Genomic DNA, 14,868 nt, shown 5'->3' on the forward strand with positions numbered 1-14,868 from the left:
ATGTCGATGAGTGCGGCGGTGGCGTGTACGGCGGCGGCGGTCTGCCTGCTGGGCGAGCGGAACCCGGCGGCGCGGCGGGCGCGGTTGCTGTTCTCCGGCGCCGGGAGCGCCGGGAGCGGGCCACCCGGGTGGCGGTCGGTGAACCCGGACGCGCTGCGGCGCCTGCGCGGGCGGCTGCGGGCCGAGTGGGCGGCGCCGGTGGCCGGGCTGGTACTGGCGGTACTGGGGGCGTCGGTGCTGCCGGCCGTCCTGGGGGCGGCCGGGGTACCGCTGCTGCGGCGTGTCCGGCTGGCCGGCCGGGCCCGGCGGGACCAGGAGCGCCGGGCGGATGCGGTGATCGCGTTGTGCGGGACGCTCGCGGGGGAGGTGCGGGCCGGACGCCAGCCGGGTGAGGCGCTGATGCGGGCCGCGCGGGACCCCGGCGGCCTCGCGGACGCACAGGCGACGGTGCTGGCGGCGGCGCGGTTCGGCGGCGACGTGCCGGGTGCCCTCGCGACAGCCGCCCGGCGACCGGGGGCGGAGGGACTGCGGGGACTCGCGGCGTGCTGGCGGGTGGCCGTGGACCAGGGCGCGGGGCTCGCGGCGGGACTGGACCGGCTCACCGCCGCACTGCGCGCCGAACGGGATCAACGGGCCGACCTGCGAGCCCAGTTGGCGGGAGCTCGCACCACGGCCGTGATGCTCGCCGGGCTGCCGGCCCTGGGGCTGCTCATCGGAACCGCCCTCGGTGCCGACCCCCTCCATGTCCTGTTGCACACCACGGCGGGCCTGGGCTGTCTCACGGCCGGCGGGGCGCTGGAGGGCCTGGGGCTGTGGTGGGTGCTGCGGATCGTGCGGGGCGCGGAGGCGGCGGCATGAGCGGCGAAGTTTTCCACAGGCTGGGGGTGACCGTGGGGATTTTACTGGGCCTCGGGTGGTCGGTGCGGTGGCTGGTGGAGGCCCGGCGCCACCGGCGGATGCGGCGCCGGCTGGCCGGGCTGTCGGCCCGGGAAGCGACCGCTCCCGTCCAGCGCCTCGCGCTGCGCGGGACAGCGCGCAGATGGCTCCCTCCCCTCGGAGTGGGGTGCGCCGGGTGGGCGTTGGTCGGCGGGCTCGCCGGTGTCGCGGTGGGGCTGGCCAGTGCGGTGGGGATGTGGCGGTGGTGGCAGCGGCAGGAGGCGACCGCGGACGTACGGGCGCCCGACCTCGCCGAGGCGGCACGGCAACTGCCGCTGGCCGCCGACCTGCTGGCGGCCTGCATCGCCTCGGGCGCCGGCCCGGTGATCGCGGCACAGGCGGTGGGCGAGGCCCTGCGCGGCCCCGTGGGCGACGCGCTGGTCCATGGCGCGGCGGAAGTGCGGCTGGGCGGCGAACCGGGTTCCGCCTGGCGGAGACTGGCCGCCCTCCCGGGCGCCGACGGCCTGGCCCGGCTGCTCGAGCGGGCCGCTGTGACCGGAATGCCCGCCGCCACACCGGTGGCACGGCTCGCCGCCGAGGCCCGCGCCGACTGGGGCCGCGCCGCGACAGCCAGGGCACGCCGTGCGGGCGTCATCGTCAGCGCACCGGTCGGGCTGTGCTTCCTGCCCGCGTTCATCGCGGTCGGTGTGCTGCCCGTGGTGGTCGGGCTCGCGGGCGGGGTGCTGGGAGGGGGTGGCGGCTGAAGACGGACACGGATCGGCGAGGCGAGTCAGCGACAACCAGCAGAAGTACGGACTCTTCCCATGGGGGTTGAAATGAATCAGGCGGTACGGGCACGGCTGCGTGCCCTGGTGTGCGGGATGCGCTCGGCGCGGAGGGACGCGGGGATGGTCACCTCCGAGTACGCGGTGGGAATCGTCGCGGCGGTGGCGTTCGCGGTCGTCCTCTACAAGGTGGTCACCAGCGGTGCGGTCGGCGCGGAACTGCAGGGCATCGTGCAGGAAGCCCTCAATGCGCGCATGTGAGCGGGGCGCGGACCGGGGGTTCGTCACGGCGGAGTCGGCGGTCGTGCTGCCCGTGCTGGTGATGTTCGCGATGGCGCTGGTCTGGGGGCTGCTGGCGGTGGCCGCCCAGATCCAGTGCGTCGACGCGGCACGGACGGGCGCCCGCGCGGCGGCCCGCCAGGACCCGCCCGGCGCGGTCGTGCGCATGACCCGTGCGGCGGCGCCGCCCGGCGCGAAGGTCACCGTCAGCCGGGACGAGGAACACGTCCGGGTGGTCGTCGTGGCGGAGCCGCCGGTGTTACGGGGCCTGCCGTTCACCGTGCGCGAGGAGGCGGTGGCGTCGGTTGAGGAGGCCGTGGGGGTGGGCGCATGAGACGACGGGCGGCGGTGCGGGGACGCAGGACACCGCGCCGAGTGCGCGCGGGGGCCGCCTCGGACCAGGGCTCCGCCACGGTCTGGAGCGTCGGGGCGATCGCCGTGCTGTGCGTGGTGTTCGGCGTCGTGCTGGCCCTCGGGCAGGCCGTCGTGGTCCGGCACCGGGCGGCGGGCGGTGCGGATCTCGCGGCGCTCGCGGCGGCGGACCACTGGGCCGAGGGCGCTGCGGCGGCCTGTGCCGACGCGGGCCGGGTGGCCCGGGCACAGGGCGTGCGGCTGGTGCGGTGTGAGGTCACCGGGGAGATCTCGGACGTGACGGCCGCGTCCGGCCGGGGGCCGTTCACAGCGGAGGTCAGGGCGCGTGCGGGCCCTCCGGCGGCCCGGCTGGATCTTCCGTCGGCCGGTCAGCCACTTCACCAGCTGCCTCCTTCGCCTCCGGAGCCCCCTCCAGCAGCACCGTGAGCAGCCGCACCGCCCCCCTTTTGTGCAGCGGATCGTTGCCGTTGCCGCACTTGGGGGACTGGATGCAGGACGGGCAGCCGGCGTCGCACTCACAGGAGGCGATGGCCTGGCGGGTGGCGGTCAGCCAGGTGCGGGCGGTGTGGAAGGCACGCTCCGCGAAGCCCGCGCCACCCGGATGGCCGTCGTAGACGAAGACCGTGGGCAGGAGCGTGTCCGGGTGGAGCGGGATCGACACCCCGCCGATGTCCCAGCGGTCGCAGGTCGCGAAGAGGGGCAGCAGGCCGATCGAGGCGTGCTCGGCGGCGTGCAGGGAGCCGCCGAGGATCTCCGGGCTGATCCGGGCCCGGTCCAGCTGGTCCTCGGTGACGGTCCACCACACCGCCCGGGTGCGCAGCGTACGAGGAGGGAGGTCGAGCTTCGTCTCGCCCAGGACCTCACCGGTGATGAGCCGGCGACGGAGGAAGGAGACGACCTGGTTGGTGACCTCGACGGAGCCGTAGCAGAGGCGGCCGTCACCCCAGGGGACCTCGACGTCGGTCTCCAGGACGGAGATCGACGTGGTGTCCCGGGCGACCGTGGAGTAGGGCGGGGCGGCCTCCTCGACGAGGGCGACGGAGTCCTCCAGGTCGAGGGAGCGCACCAGGTAGGTGCGGCCCTGGTGGAGGTGGACGGCCCCCTCGTGCACCGTGGAGTGGGCGGCGCCCGCGTCGACCGTGCCGAGCAGCCGGCCCGTGCCCTCCTCGACGACCTGGACGGGGCGTCCGCCCTCGCCGCGGATGTCGGTCAGGTCGGCGGCGCGCTCGCGGCGGGTCCAGTGCCAGGCCCTGGTGCGGCGGCGCAGCAGCTTCGCCGCCTCCAGCTGGGGCAGCAGACCCTCGCAGGCCGGGCCGAAGAGATCGAGGTCCTCGTCCGTCAGGGGCAGTTCCGCGGCGGCCGCGCACAGGTGCGGAGCGAGGACGTAGGGGTTGTCCGGGTCGAGGACCGTCGACTCGACGGGCTGGTCGAACAGGGCCTCCGGGTGATGGACGAGGAACGTGTCCAGCGGGTCGTCCCGGGCGACCAGGACGGCGAGGGCGCCCTGCCCGGACCGCCCGGCCCGGCCGGCCTGCTGCCACAGGGAAGCGCGCGTCCCCGGGTAGCCGGCGATGACCACGGCGTCCAGACCGGAGATGTCGATGCCGAGTTCGAGGGCGTTCGTCGCCGCGAGGCCCAGGAGTTCACCCGAATGGATGGCCCGTTCGAGTGCGCGGCGCTCCTCCGGGAGATAGCCGCCCCGGTAGGCCGCCACACGCCGGGCCAGCGACCGGTCGACCTCGGCCAGACGCTCCTGGGAGATGACGGAGATCAGCTCGGCGCCGCGCCGGGACCGTACGAAGGCGACCGAACGCACGCCCTGCACCGTGAGGTCGGTCAGCAGGTCGGCGGCCTCGGCGGTGGCCGTGCGGCGGACCGGGGCGCCCTTCTCGCCGTGCAGTTCGGTCAGCGGCGGCTCCCACAGGGCGAACACCAGTTCACCGCGCGGTGAGGCGTCGTCGGCGACCTCGACGACCGGCAGGCCGGTGAGGCGGCGGGCGGCCACCGCGGGTTCGGCTGCGGTCGCGGAGGCGAGCAGGAACACGGGGGAGGCGCCGTAGCGGGCGCACAGGCGGCGCAGCCGGCGCAGCACCTGGGCGACGTGGGAGCCGAAGACGCCGCGGTAGGTGTGGCACTCGTCGATGACGACGTATCTCAGCGACTTCAGGAAGGAGGACCAGCGGGGGTGGGACGGCAGGATGCCGCGGTGCAGCATGTCCGGGTTGGTCAGCACGTAGTTGGCGTACTGGCGGATCCACTCGCGTTCCTCGAACGGAGTATCGCCGTCGTACACGGCCGGGCGCACCGAATGGCCCAACGGATGTGAAAATTTCTTCACCGAGCGGCACTGGTCCGCCGCGAGGGCCTTGGTGGGGGCCAGGTAGAGGGCTGTCGCGCCGCGGCCGTTCGGGGCCTCGGCGCCCTCCAGAAGGGTGGACAGTACCGGCACGAGGTAGGCCAGGGACTTGCCGGAGGCGGTGCCGGTGGCGACGACGACCGAGTCGCCGTCCAGGGCGTGCTCGGCCGCGTCTGCCTGGTGAGCCCAGGGATGCTCGATGCCCGCGGCCCGCACGGCTGCCACGACCTCGGCGCGGATCCGGTCCGGCCAGACGGCATGCCGGCCCTCGCGCGGGGGCAGGTGCTCCGTATGAGTAATGCGCGAAGCCCTGCTCGGACCGGACGCGAGCCGGTCCAGGACCGCGCCCGGCGCGGGTCGGGAGGCGGGGTCCGTCGGGGGTCGATCGGATCGGTGATTCTTGGCCATCGGCACCGAGTGTGTCACTGGCGTGACGGACAATGGAGTCAAGGCGTCGTGCACGCCTGCCGGTAAGTGATTGAATGCCATCACGGCTGGCGAAGCGTCCAAGGGCTGAAGCCGAGATGCCCCGAGGGCGACCGCTCGATAGCAAGGTGCTGGAGGATCCGTGGACCTCTCCCTGTCGACCGAAACCATGGGCGATCGCACGATCGTCAGGGTCGGTGGCGAAATCGACGTATATACCGCGCCCAAGCTGCGCGAGCAGTTGGTCGAGCTGGTGAACGACGGCAGTTTCCACCTTGTCGTCGACATGGAGGGCGTGGACTTCCTCGACTCCACCGGGCTCGGCGTGCTGGTCGGCGGCCTGAAGCGTGTGCGGGCCCATGAGGGCTCCCTGCGCCTGGTCTGCAACCAGGAGCGCATTCTGAAGATCTTCCGCATCACCGGCCTCACCAAGGTGTTCCCGATTCACACCTCGGTCGAGGAAGCGGTGGCGGCCACCGACTGATGACGGACCCGGGCCCCCGGGCCCGGGCCGGCCGAAGTGCGGACAAGAGTTCGGCAGAAGTGAAGACCGAGGGGGCCCGGGATTTCGGCGGCCCGGAGCCCCTCGACAGCACGCCCGTAGTTGCGAGGGGGATGCATGGCCACCGTTGAGCTCCGCTTCAGCGCGCTGCCCGAGCACGTCAGGACCGCCCGGTTGGTGGCGGCCGCGGTGGCGCGCAGGGCCGGAGTGGACGAGGCCGTCCTCGACGAGGTCAGGCTCGCCGTCGGCGAGGCGTGCAGCCGGGCCGTCGGACTGCACAAGATCGGCGGGATCTCGGCACCGGTGAAGGTGCTGCTGATCGAGGAGGACAAGCAGTTCTCCATCGAGGTCGGCGACGAGGCCCCGCACGCGGTCCCGGGCGAGCGCGCGAACGGCGCCGGGCCCGGCGACCCCGACTCGGAGGCCGAAGAGGACGAGATGGGCCTCGCGGTCATCAGCGGACTCGTCGACGACGTCGAGGTCAGCGCGGGAGAGCACGGCGGGTCGATCAAGATGACCTGGCCGACCACACCGCCGCCGACGATCCTGGTCTGACCGGCCACACCCACAGCTTTTCGACGAAGGGCCCCACCACCCGTGGGGCCCTTCGTCATGTGCGGTTGTCAGTGATCGCCTTTACAGTGGTTCCTGTGTTGTTCAGCGCGTGAATTCGTTCACGATCACTCGTGTGCTCCACGGCCGTCGGAGAATGCTTTCAGGGCATTACTTCAGAAGGCCGATTCCGTTTATCGCGCTCTGTTTTGATCAGGTTCCGGTACCTACAATCCCGTCCACATCTTGAGCTCAGCCCAAGCGTCAAGGAGGACGAATGGCGGGGCTTTCCATCTCACAACAGTCGGGCCAACCCACAGACCTCGCAGCCGCTGTACTGACCGACGGCAACCGAGTCCTCGTCGTGGTCATCGGCGTCGTCGCACTGGCGGCCCTGGTGCTCGCGGGGGTCCTGGTGCGCCAGGTACTCGCGGCCGGCGAGGGCACCGACAGCATGAAGAAGATCGCGGCGGCCGTCCAGGAAGGCGCGAACGCCTATCTGGCACGTCAGTTGCGCACGCTCGCGGTATTCGCGGCGATCGTGTTCTTCCTGCTCATGCTGCTGCCCGCGGACGACTGGAGTCAGCGTGCCGGACGATCGGTGTTCTTCTTGATCGGAGCGGCGTTCTCGGCGGCCACCGGTTATATCGGCATGTGGCTCGCCGTTCGCAGTAATGTGCGCGTCGCCGCGGCGGCGCGTGAGGCGACTCCGGCAGCAGGCGAGCCGGAAAAGGATCTGACCGCCGTCTCGCACAAAGCGATGAAGATCGCATTTCGCACGGGCGGCGTGGTCGGCATGTTCACGGTGGGTCTCGGCCTGCTGGGCGCCTCCTGCGTGGTGCTGGTGTACGCGGCAGACGCGCCGAAGGTGCTCGAGGGCTTCGGCCTCGGTGCCGCGCTGATCGCGATGTTCATGCGAGTCGGCGGCGGCATCTTCACCAAGGCCGCCGACGTCGGCGCCGACCTGGTCGGCAAGGTCGAACAGGGCATTCCGGAGGACGACCCGCGCAATGCCGCGACCATCGCCGACAACGTGGGCGACAACGTCGGCGACTGCGCGGGCATGGCGGCCGACCTCTTCGAGTCCTACGCCGTCACCCTGGTCGCCGCACTGATCCTGGGCTCGGCGGCCTTCGGCGACGCCGGGCTCGGCTTCCCGCTGCTGGTGCCGGCGATCGGTGTGATCACAGCGATGATCGGCATCTTCGCCGTCGCGCCGAGGCGTTCCGACCGCAGCGGCATGAGCGCCATCAACCGCGGGTTCTTCATCTCCGCGGTGATCTCGCTCGTGCTGGTCGCGGTGGCCGTCTTCGTCTACCTGCCAGGGAAGTACTCCGAGCTGGACGGTGTCACCGACGCCGCGATCCAGGGCAAGGACGGCGACCCGCGGATCCTCGCGCTCGTCGCGGTGGCCATCGGCATCGTGCTCGCCGCCCTCATCCAGCAACTGACCGGCTACTTCACCGAGACCACCCGACGGCCGGTCAGGGACATCGGCAAGACCTCGCTCACCGGCCCGGCCACCGTCGTCCTCGCCGGTATCTCGGTCGGTCTCGAATCGGCCGTCTACACGGCCCTGTTGATCGGGCTCGGGGTGTACGGGGCGTTCCTGCTCGGCGGTACGTCGATCATGCTGGCGCTGTTCGCGGTGGCGCTGGCCGGGACCGGCCTGCTCACCACGGTCGGTGTCATCGTCGCGATGGACACCTTCGGGCCGGTCTCCGACAACGCGCAGGGCATCGCGGAGATGTCGGGCGACGTCCAGGGCGCGGGCGCGCAGGTGCTCACCAACCTGGACGCGGTCGGCAACACCACCAAGGCGATCACCAAGGGCATCGCGATCGCCACGGCCGTGCTCGCGGCGGCGGCGCTGTTCGGGTCCTACCGCGACGCGATCATCACCGGAGCGCAGGACGTGGGCGAACGGCTCGGCGGGGAGGGCGCCCCGATGAGCCTGATGATGGACATCTCGCAGCCCAACAACCTCGTGGGTCTCGTCGCGGGCGCCGCGGTCGTCTTCCTCTTCTCGGGGCTGGCGATCAACGCGGTGTCGCGGTCGGCGGGTTCCGTGGTCTTCGAGGTGCGGCGGCAGTTCCGCGAGAAGCCCGGGATCATGAACTACAGCGAGAAACCGGAGTACGGCAAAGTCGTCGACATCTGCACCAAGGACGCGTTGCGTGAACTCGCCACGCCCGGTCTGCTCGCCGTCATGGCACCGATCTTCATCGGGTTCACGCTCGGCGTCGGGCCGCTCGGCGCGTACCTGGCGGGCGCGATCGGCGCGGGCACGCTCATGGCGGTGTTCCTCGCCAACTCCGGAGGCGCGTGGGACAACGCCAAGAAGCTCGTCGAGGACGGCCACCACGGCGGCAAGGGCGGCGAGGCGCACGCGGCGACCGTGATCGGCGACACGGTCGGCGACCCCTTCAAGGACACCGCCGGTCCCGCGATCAACCCGTTGCTGAAGGTCATGAATCTGGTCTCGCTGCTCATCGCGCCCGCGGTGATCAAGTTCTCCTACGGCCCGGACAGGAGCATCGGGGTACGGGTCCTGATCGCGGCCCTCGCGTTCGTCGTGATCGTCGGCGCGGTCTACGTGTCAAAGCGGCGCGGGATCGCGATGGGTGACGAAGGCAACGCCGAACCGAAGCCCAAGTCGGCGGACCCGGCGGTGGTTTCGTAGGGAGGATCCGGAGCCCCAGCTCAAGGTGCGGGCGGACGGCGCGCGTTGACGCGTCGTCCGCCCGTTCCGTGCGGGTACACGTACACGCCGTGAGCCTTCTCTCGCTTGGCGCAAAAGATTACGAAACGGTCTTAATGGATGCTCGGCGTGCGGTTGCCGTGCATCTGGCGTGTATGTTCCGGGGCCGTAGAGCCATGGAAGGGACCAAACCGGTGAACAAGAAGCTCGCGGCCGCACTGTCCGGCGGTGCGGTACTGGTACTGGCGCTGTCGGGGTGTGGCGGCGACGACGGCAACGAGAAGCTGGACTCCTGGGCCAAGGAGGTCTGCGACGCCGTGCAGCCGCAGGCCAAGAAGATCGAGGCGGCCAATGCCTCGATCCAGAAGGAGACCTCGGACAGCAGCAAGCCCGAGGAGGTCCGGAAGACCGACGCGCAGGCCTTCCAGGACATGTCCGACGCGTACAAGGCCATCGGGTCCGCGGTGACCAAGGCCGGGCCGCCGGACGTGGAGAACGGCGAGAAGAAGCAGCAGGACGCGGTCAAGGAGCTCAACTCGATCTCCGCCGCGTACGCCTCCCTGAAGAAGCAGGTCGACGACCTCGACACCAAGGACCAGGGGAAGTTCGCCGACGGCCTCAAGGACATCGCCACCGAGCTGGACAAGCTGGGCAAGAGCGGCAACGACGCGCTGCGGACCCTGGAGGAGGGCGAGGTCGGCCAGGCGATGGCCCGCCAGTCCAGCTGCAAGGCGGCGACGGGGTCGGCCGGGGTCCCCCAGGGCTGAGCGGCCCGAAGCCGGCAACCGGTACGAAGGCGACCGCTGGGCCCGCCGACGGGACGCACGGCACGGGCACGTGCCACCCGGCACCGGCGGCCACAACACGTGCCACCCGGTACCGGCGGCCACAATGGGGGGCGTGATGAACGCCAGCCAGTCACCCCTGCCCCCGCTGCCCTCCTCCGACCGCCCCGAGGCCGCCGCCCGGCTGAGGGAGGCCCTCCTCGGCGCCTCCTTCACGGCCGACGGACTGCTCGAACTGCTCGGCGCCCCCGCGTACGCCGCACTGGCCCGGAGCGAGACCGTGCCCGCGCTCCGGGCGACCCGCGGGGACACGCCGCTGGAGACGCTCGTCCGGCTGTTCCTCCTCCAGCAGCCCGTGCCGCACGCGCGCGTGGCGGACGTCCTGCCCGTCGACGCGTGCCTGCGAAGCGGCTGGCTGACCCGCGCAGGCGGGGACGAGATCGCCGCCACGGTGGACGTGCGTCCGTACGGCGGGCCCGGCGGCGAGGACTGGTTCATCGTGTCGGACCTGGGCTGCGCGGTCGGCGGCGCCGGCGGGATCGGCCGGCGGGACGAGGGAGTCGTCCTGGGAGTCGGCGGCGCCTCCACCACACTCGCCGGCATCACCGTCCGGCGGCCCGCGACCGCGGCGCTCGACCTCGGCACCGGGTCCGGCATCCAGGCGCTGCACGCCACCCGGCACACCACACGCGTGACGGCCACCGACCTCAACCCGCGCGCGCTGCACATCACCGCCCTCACCCTGGCGCTGTCCGGTGCCCCGGCGGCCGACCTGCGCGAGGGCTCCCTCTTCGAACCGGTCCGTGCCGACGAGACCTACGACCTGATCGTCTCCAACCCGCCTTTCGTGATCTCGCCCGGTGCCCGGCTCACCTACCGTGACGGCGGCATGGGCGGGGACGATCTGTGCCGCACGCTCGTGTCCCAAGCGGGCGATCGCCTGAACGAGGGCGGATTCGCCCAGTTCCTCGCCAACTGGCAGCACGTGGAGGGAGAGGACTGGCAGGAGCGGCTCCGCTCCTGGGTGCCTCGCGGCTGCGACGCGTGGATCGTGCAGCGCGAGGTGCAGGACGTCAACCAGTACGCCGAGCTGTGGCTGCGGGACGCCGGCGACCACCGCGAGGACGCCGCGGAGTACCAGGCCCGGTACGACGCATGGCTCGACGAGTTCGAGGCGCGCAAGGTGAAGGCCGTCGGCTTCGGCTGGATCACCCTGCGCAGGACGGGCGCCGCCGTGCCCTCCGTCACGGTGGAGGAGTGGCCGCATCCGGTGGAGCAGCCGCTCGGCGACACCATCCGGGCCCACTTCGACCGGCTCGACTACCTGCGCGACCACGACGACGCCGCCCTGCTCGAAAAGCGCTTCCGGCTCACCGCCGAGGTCGTGCAGGAACAGGTCGGGCTGCCCGGCGCCGAGGACCCCGAGCATGTCGTGCTGCGCCAGAACCGCGGTATGCGCCGGGCCACCCGCGTGGACACGGTCGGCGCGGGCTTCGCGGGTGTGTGCGACGGCTCCATGAGCGCCGGGGTCATCCTGGACGCCATCGCCCAGCTGGTCGGCGAGGACCCGGTCCTGCTGCGCGACCGCACCCCGGCGCAGATCCGGCTTCTCGTCGAGCAGGGGTTCCTGGAGCCGGTCCGCTGAGAGATGCCCGCCAACAAATTCGAGTCGATTTGAACACGCTGTTCCCAGCGGGCTGAGAGAGGCCGGCCGTCCCCGGGCCACGGTCGTGGCGACCCGCCGTTCACCTCCGGTTCGCCTGCCCGCCGCCCACGCGTGTCAGCCTCCCGGGGCTGGAGAGACGCGGACGTGAGAAAAGGGGCGCGGCGGGCATGGAGAACGAACCGGCGATCTTCGCAGGAACCGTGTTCTCCCTGTTCGGAGGGGGACTGCTGGCGTGGACCGCGGCATGCGTGCGCCGGCACCGGCCCGTCGCCCACGGTGTGAGGCCCGTCGCATCGGCGACCCTGGCGAGCGTCGTCGCGGTGCTCGCCCTGACGGCCGGAACCTGGTGCTTCACCCGCCTCTGAGGGCCGGGCCGGGGGCGCTTCCGCGAGTAACCAAGAGGTCGCACTCCGCATAGCAGCGGGTCTTCTCCCGGTACTCCGGGCGGCAGGAATGGTGGTAGTCGGGTTACCGTTCGAGTGGCCGTTGCGGGCTTTTCCCGTTTGACACGGGGGCGGGCTGTACCGTCACACTCCGCAGCGTCACCACGACCCAGCCCCGGGGCGAAGCCTGGGGAGACCCCAGCGTCGACCGGAGAGAAGAGCGAAGTTGTCCCCGACCAGCGAGACCGCACAGGGCGGCCGCCGACTCGTCATCGTCGAGTCGCCTGCCAAGGCGAAGACGATCAAGGGCTACCTCGGCCCCGGCTACGTAGTCGAAGCGAGCGTCGGGCACATCCGCGACCTTCCCAACGGCGCCGCCGAGGTGCCCGAGAAGTACACCGGCGAGGTCCGCCGTCTCGGTGTGGACGTCGAACACGACTTCCAGCCGATCTATGTGGTCAACGCCGACAAGAAGGCACAGGTCAAGAAGCTCAAGGACCTGCTGAAGGACTCCGACGAGCTCTTCCTCGCCACCGATGAGGACCGCGAGGGCGAGGCCATCGCCTGGCACCTCCAGGAGGTCCTCAAGCCCAAGGTCCCGGTCAAGCGGATGGTCTTCCACGAGATCACCAAGGCCGCGATCCAGGCCGCTGTCGCCAACCCGCGCCAGCTCAACCAGAGGCTCGTCGACGCCCAGGAGACCCGCCGCATCCTCGACCGCCTCTACGGCTACGAGGTCTCGCCGGTCCTGTGGAAGAAGGTCATGCCGCGGCTGTCCGCGGGCCGTGTCCAGTCGGTCGCCACCCGGCTCGTCGTCGAGCGGGAACGCGAGCGCATCGCGTTCCGTTCCGCTGAGTACTGGGACCTGACCGGAACCTTCGCGACCGGCCGCGCGGGAGACCCGTCGGACCCGTCGTCGCTGGTCGCGCGGCTGCAGACGGTCGACGGCAGGCGGGTCGCGCAGGGCCGCGACTTCGACTCCCTGGGACAGCTGAAGAGCGCGAACACCCTCCACCTCGACGAGGCGAACGCCCGCGCCCTGGCCGCCGCCCTGGAGCAGACGCGGTTCGCCGTCCGCTCCGTGGAGTCCAAGCCCTACCGCCGCTCGCCGTACGCCCCGTTCCGTACGACGACGCTGCAGCAGGAGGCCAGCCGCAAGCTCGGCTTCGGCGCGAAGGCCACGATGCAGATCGCGCAGAAGCTGTACGAGAACGGCTACATCACGTACATGCGTACGGACTCCACGACGCTGAGCGACACGGCGGTCGCCGCCGCCCGCGCCCAGGTCACGCAGCTGTACGGCGCCGACTACCTGCCGCCGCAGCCGAGGACGTACGCCGGGAAGGTCAAGAACGCGCAGGAGGCCCACGAGGCGATCCGCCCCTCGGGTGATCGTTTCCGCACTCCCGCCGAGACCGGACTGACCGGTGACCAGTTCAAGCTCTATGAGCTGATCTGGAAGCGGACCGTCGCCTCCCAGATGAAGGACGCGACCGGCAACAGCGTCACCGTGAAGATCGGCGGCACCGCTGCCGACGGCCGGGACGTCGAGTTCAGCGCCTCCGGCAAGACGATCACCTTCCACGGCTTCCTCAAGGCCTACGTCGAGGGCGCCGACGACCCGAACGCCGAGCTCGACGACCGCGAGCGGCGGCTGCCCCAGGTCAGCGAGGGCGACGCCCTGAGCGCCGAGGAGATCACGGTCGACGGGCACGCCACCAAGCCGCCGGCCCGCTACACCGAGGCCTCCCTGGTCAAGGAGCTGGAAGAGCGCGAGATCGGCCGTCCGTCGACGTACGCGTCGATCATCGGCACCATCCTGGACCGCGGCTACGTGTTCAAGAAGGGCACGGCCCTGGTGCCGTCCTTCCTCTCCTTCGCCGTCGTCAACCTCCTGGAGAAGCACTTCGGGCGGCTCGTCGACTACGACTTCACCGCCAAGATGGAGGACGACCTCGACCGCATCGCCCGCGGCGAGGCCCAGTCCGTGCCGTGGCTGAAGCGGTTCTACTTCGGCGAGACGGGGGCCGACAGCGGCTCCGCCGCCGACGCGGGCAACGGCGACGGGGACCACCTCGGCGGCCTCAAGGAGCTGGTCACCGACCTCGGCGCGATCGACGCCCGCGAGGTGTCGTCGTTCCCGGTGGGCAACGACATCGTGCTGCGGGTCGGCCGCTACGGCCCGTACATCGAGCGCGGCGAGAAGGACACCGAGCAGCACCAGCGCGCCGACATCCCGGCCGACCTGGCCCCCGACGAGCTCTCCGTCGACCTCGCCGAGGAACTGCTCGCCAAGCCGAGCGGCGACTACGAACTGGGCACCGACCCGGCCACCGGCCACACCATCGTGGCCAAGGACGGCCGCTACGGCCCGTACGTGACGGAGATCCTCCCCGAGGGCACCCCGAAGACGGGCAAGAACGCGGTCAAGCCGCGCACGGCGTCCCTCTTCAAGACGATGTCCCTGGACACGGTCACCCTCGACGACGCCCTGAAGCTGATGTCGCTGCCGCGTGTCGTCGGCACCGACGCCGAGGGCCAGGAGATCACCGCGCAGAACGGCCGCTACGGCCCGTACCTGAAGAAGGGCACCGACTCGCGCTCGCTGCAGTCCGAGGAGCAGCTCTTCACGATCACGCTGGAGGAGGCGCTGGCGATCTACGCCCAGCCGAAGCAGCGTGGCCGGGCCGCCGCCAAGCCGCCGCTCAAGGAGCTGGGCACCGACCCGGTGAGCGAGAAGCCGGTCGTCGTCAAGGACGGGCGCTTCGGGCCGTACGTCACCGACGGCGAGACCAACGCGACCCTGCGCTCCGGTGACAGTGTCGAGACGATCACGCCGGAGCGGGGCTTCGAGCTGCTCGCCGAGAAGCGCGCGAAGGGCCCGGCGAAGAAGACCGCGAAGAAGGCGGCCAAGAAGGCACCGGCGAAGAAGACGGCAACGGCCAAGAAGACCGCCGCGAAGAAGACGACCGCGGCCAAGAAGACGACGGCGAAGAAGACCACGACGGCGAAGAAGACGGCCGCCAAGACCGCGACCGCCGCCAAGTCGGCGGAGGACTGACGCCCCTGAGGGACCTGTTCGGAAACCGGGCGGTCAAGGCCCACGCCTTCGCCCGGGGTTCGGAAAGCGAACGCCCCGGCACCACTTCGGTGTCGGGGTGTGCGCATGCCAGGGCGGGCTCTCG

Annotated in this window: 13 protein-coding genes; 12 read left to right on the top strand and 1 reads right to left on the bottom strand. The window is 71.3% G+C overall.

What is annotated here, in order from left to right; translation table 11 throughout:
- From IE212_RS14745 to IE212_RS14765, 5 genes are all read left to right on the top strand, one after another.
- Entirely contained in the window at nucleotides 1-858 is an 858-nt protein-coding gene (locus IE212_RS14745; protein ID WP_229864326.1) for a type II secretion system F family protein, read from the top strand.
- A complete protein-coding gene (locus IE212_RS14750; protein WP_190198261.1) occupies nucleotides 855-1,640 on the top strand; it encodes a type II secretion system F family protein in 786 nt (261 codons plus the stop codon). Before IE212_RS14745 ends, IE212_RS14750 begins: the two co-directional genes overlap by 4 nt.
- Before the next feature lie 72 nt (nucleotides 1,641-1,712).
- Nucleotides 1,713-1,922 carry a DUF4244 domain-containing protein gene (locus IE212_RS14755; RefSeq protein ID WP_190198262.1) on the top strand — a complete coding sequence of 70 codons (210 nt, stop codon included), beginning with the start codon at nucleotides 1,713-1,715 and terminating at the stop codon, nucleotides 1,920-1,922.
- The gene (locus IE212_RS14760) at nucleotides 1,909-2,274 is read left to right on the top strand and encodes a TadE family type IV pilus minor pilin (protein ID WP_190198263.1); all 366 of its coding nucleotides are present in this window, start codon (nucleotides 1,909-1,911) and stop codon (nucleotides 2,272-2,274) included. The genes IE212_RS14755 and IE212_RS14760 overlap by 14 nt, the downstream gene beginning before the upstream one ends.
- Entirely contained in the window at nucleotides 2,271-2,738 is a 468-nt protein-coding gene (locus IE212_RS14765) for an Rv3654c family TadE-like protein (protein WP_190198264.1), read from the top strand. The genes IE212_RS14760 and IE212_RS14765 overlap by 4 nt, the downstream gene beginning before the upstream one ends.
- On the opposite strand, the gene sftH is transcribed toward IE212_RS14765, so the two are convergent.
- Nucleotides 2,629-5,157, bottom strand: coding sequence for a DEAD/DEAH box helicase (gene sftH, locus IE212_RS14770; RefSeq protein WP_229864329.1), 2,529 nt, complete (start codon nucleotides 5,155-5,157; stop codon nucleotides 2,629-2,631). The two genes, IE212_RS14765 and sftH, sit on opposite strands and share 110 nt — an antisense overlap.
- A gap of 79 nt (nucleotides 5,158-5,236) precedes the next feature.
- Here sftH and bldG point away from each other — a divergent pair, with 79 nt between their 5' ends.
- From bldG to topA, 7 genes are all read left to right on the top strand, one after another.
- On the top strand, nucleotides 5,237-5,578 hold the full coding sequence (gene bldG / locus IE212_RS14775; RefSeq protein WP_003991900.1) for an anti-sigma factor antagonist BldG: 342 nt from the start codon (nucleotides 5,237-5,239) through the stop codon (nucleotides 5,576-5,578).
- A gap of 135 nt (nucleotides 5,579-5,713) precedes the next feature.
- Nucleotides 5,714-6,151 carry an ATP-binding protein gene (locus tag IE212_RS14780; protein WP_190198266.1) on the top strand — a complete coding sequence of 146 codons (438 nt, stop codon included), beginning with the start codon at nucleotides 5,714-5,716 and terminating at the stop codon, nucleotides 6,149-6,151.
- Nucleotides 6,152-6,425: 274 nt separating this feature from the next.
- Entirely contained in the window at nucleotides 6,426-8,831 is a 2,406-nt protein-coding gene (locus IE212_RS14785) for a sodium-translocating pyrophosphatase (RefSeq protein WP_190198267.1), read from the top strand.
- Nucleotides 8,832-9,025: 194 nt separating this feature from the next.
- Complete coding sequence (locus IE212_RS14790; RefSeq protein WP_190198268.1) at nucleotides 9,026-9,616, top strand: small secreted protein; 591 nt, start codon at nucleotides 9,026-9,028, stop codon at nucleotides 9,614-9,616.
- A 124-nt stretch (nucleotides 9,617-9,740) separates the two neighbouring features.
- Entirely contained in the window at nucleotides 9,741-11,279 is a 1,539-nt protein-coding gene (locus tag IE212_RS14795) for a N5-glutamine methyltransferase family protein (RefSeq protein ID WP_190198269.1), read from the top strand.
- Between the two features lie 188 nt (nucleotides 11,280-11,467).
- Complete coding sequence (locus IE212_RS14800) at nucleotides 11,468-11,665, top strand: hypothetical protein (RefSeq protein WP_190198270.1); 198 nt, start codon at nucleotides 11,468-11,470, stop codon at nucleotides 11,663-11,665.
- A 244-nt stretch (nucleotides 11,666-11,909) separates the two neighbouring features.
- A complete protein-coding gene (topA, locus tag IE212_RS14805; protein ID WP_190198271.1) occupies nucleotides 11,910-14,744 on the top strand; it encodes a type I DNA topoisomerase in 2,835 nt (944 codons plus the stop codon).
- Nucleotides 14,745-14,868: the final 124 nt, after the last annotated feature.

It is taken from the genome of Streptomyces djakartensis (assembly GCF_014651075.1).
Taxonomy (GTDB): Bacteria; Actinomycetota; Actinomycetes; order Streptomycetales; family Streptomycetaceae; genus Streptomyces; species Streptomyces djakartensis.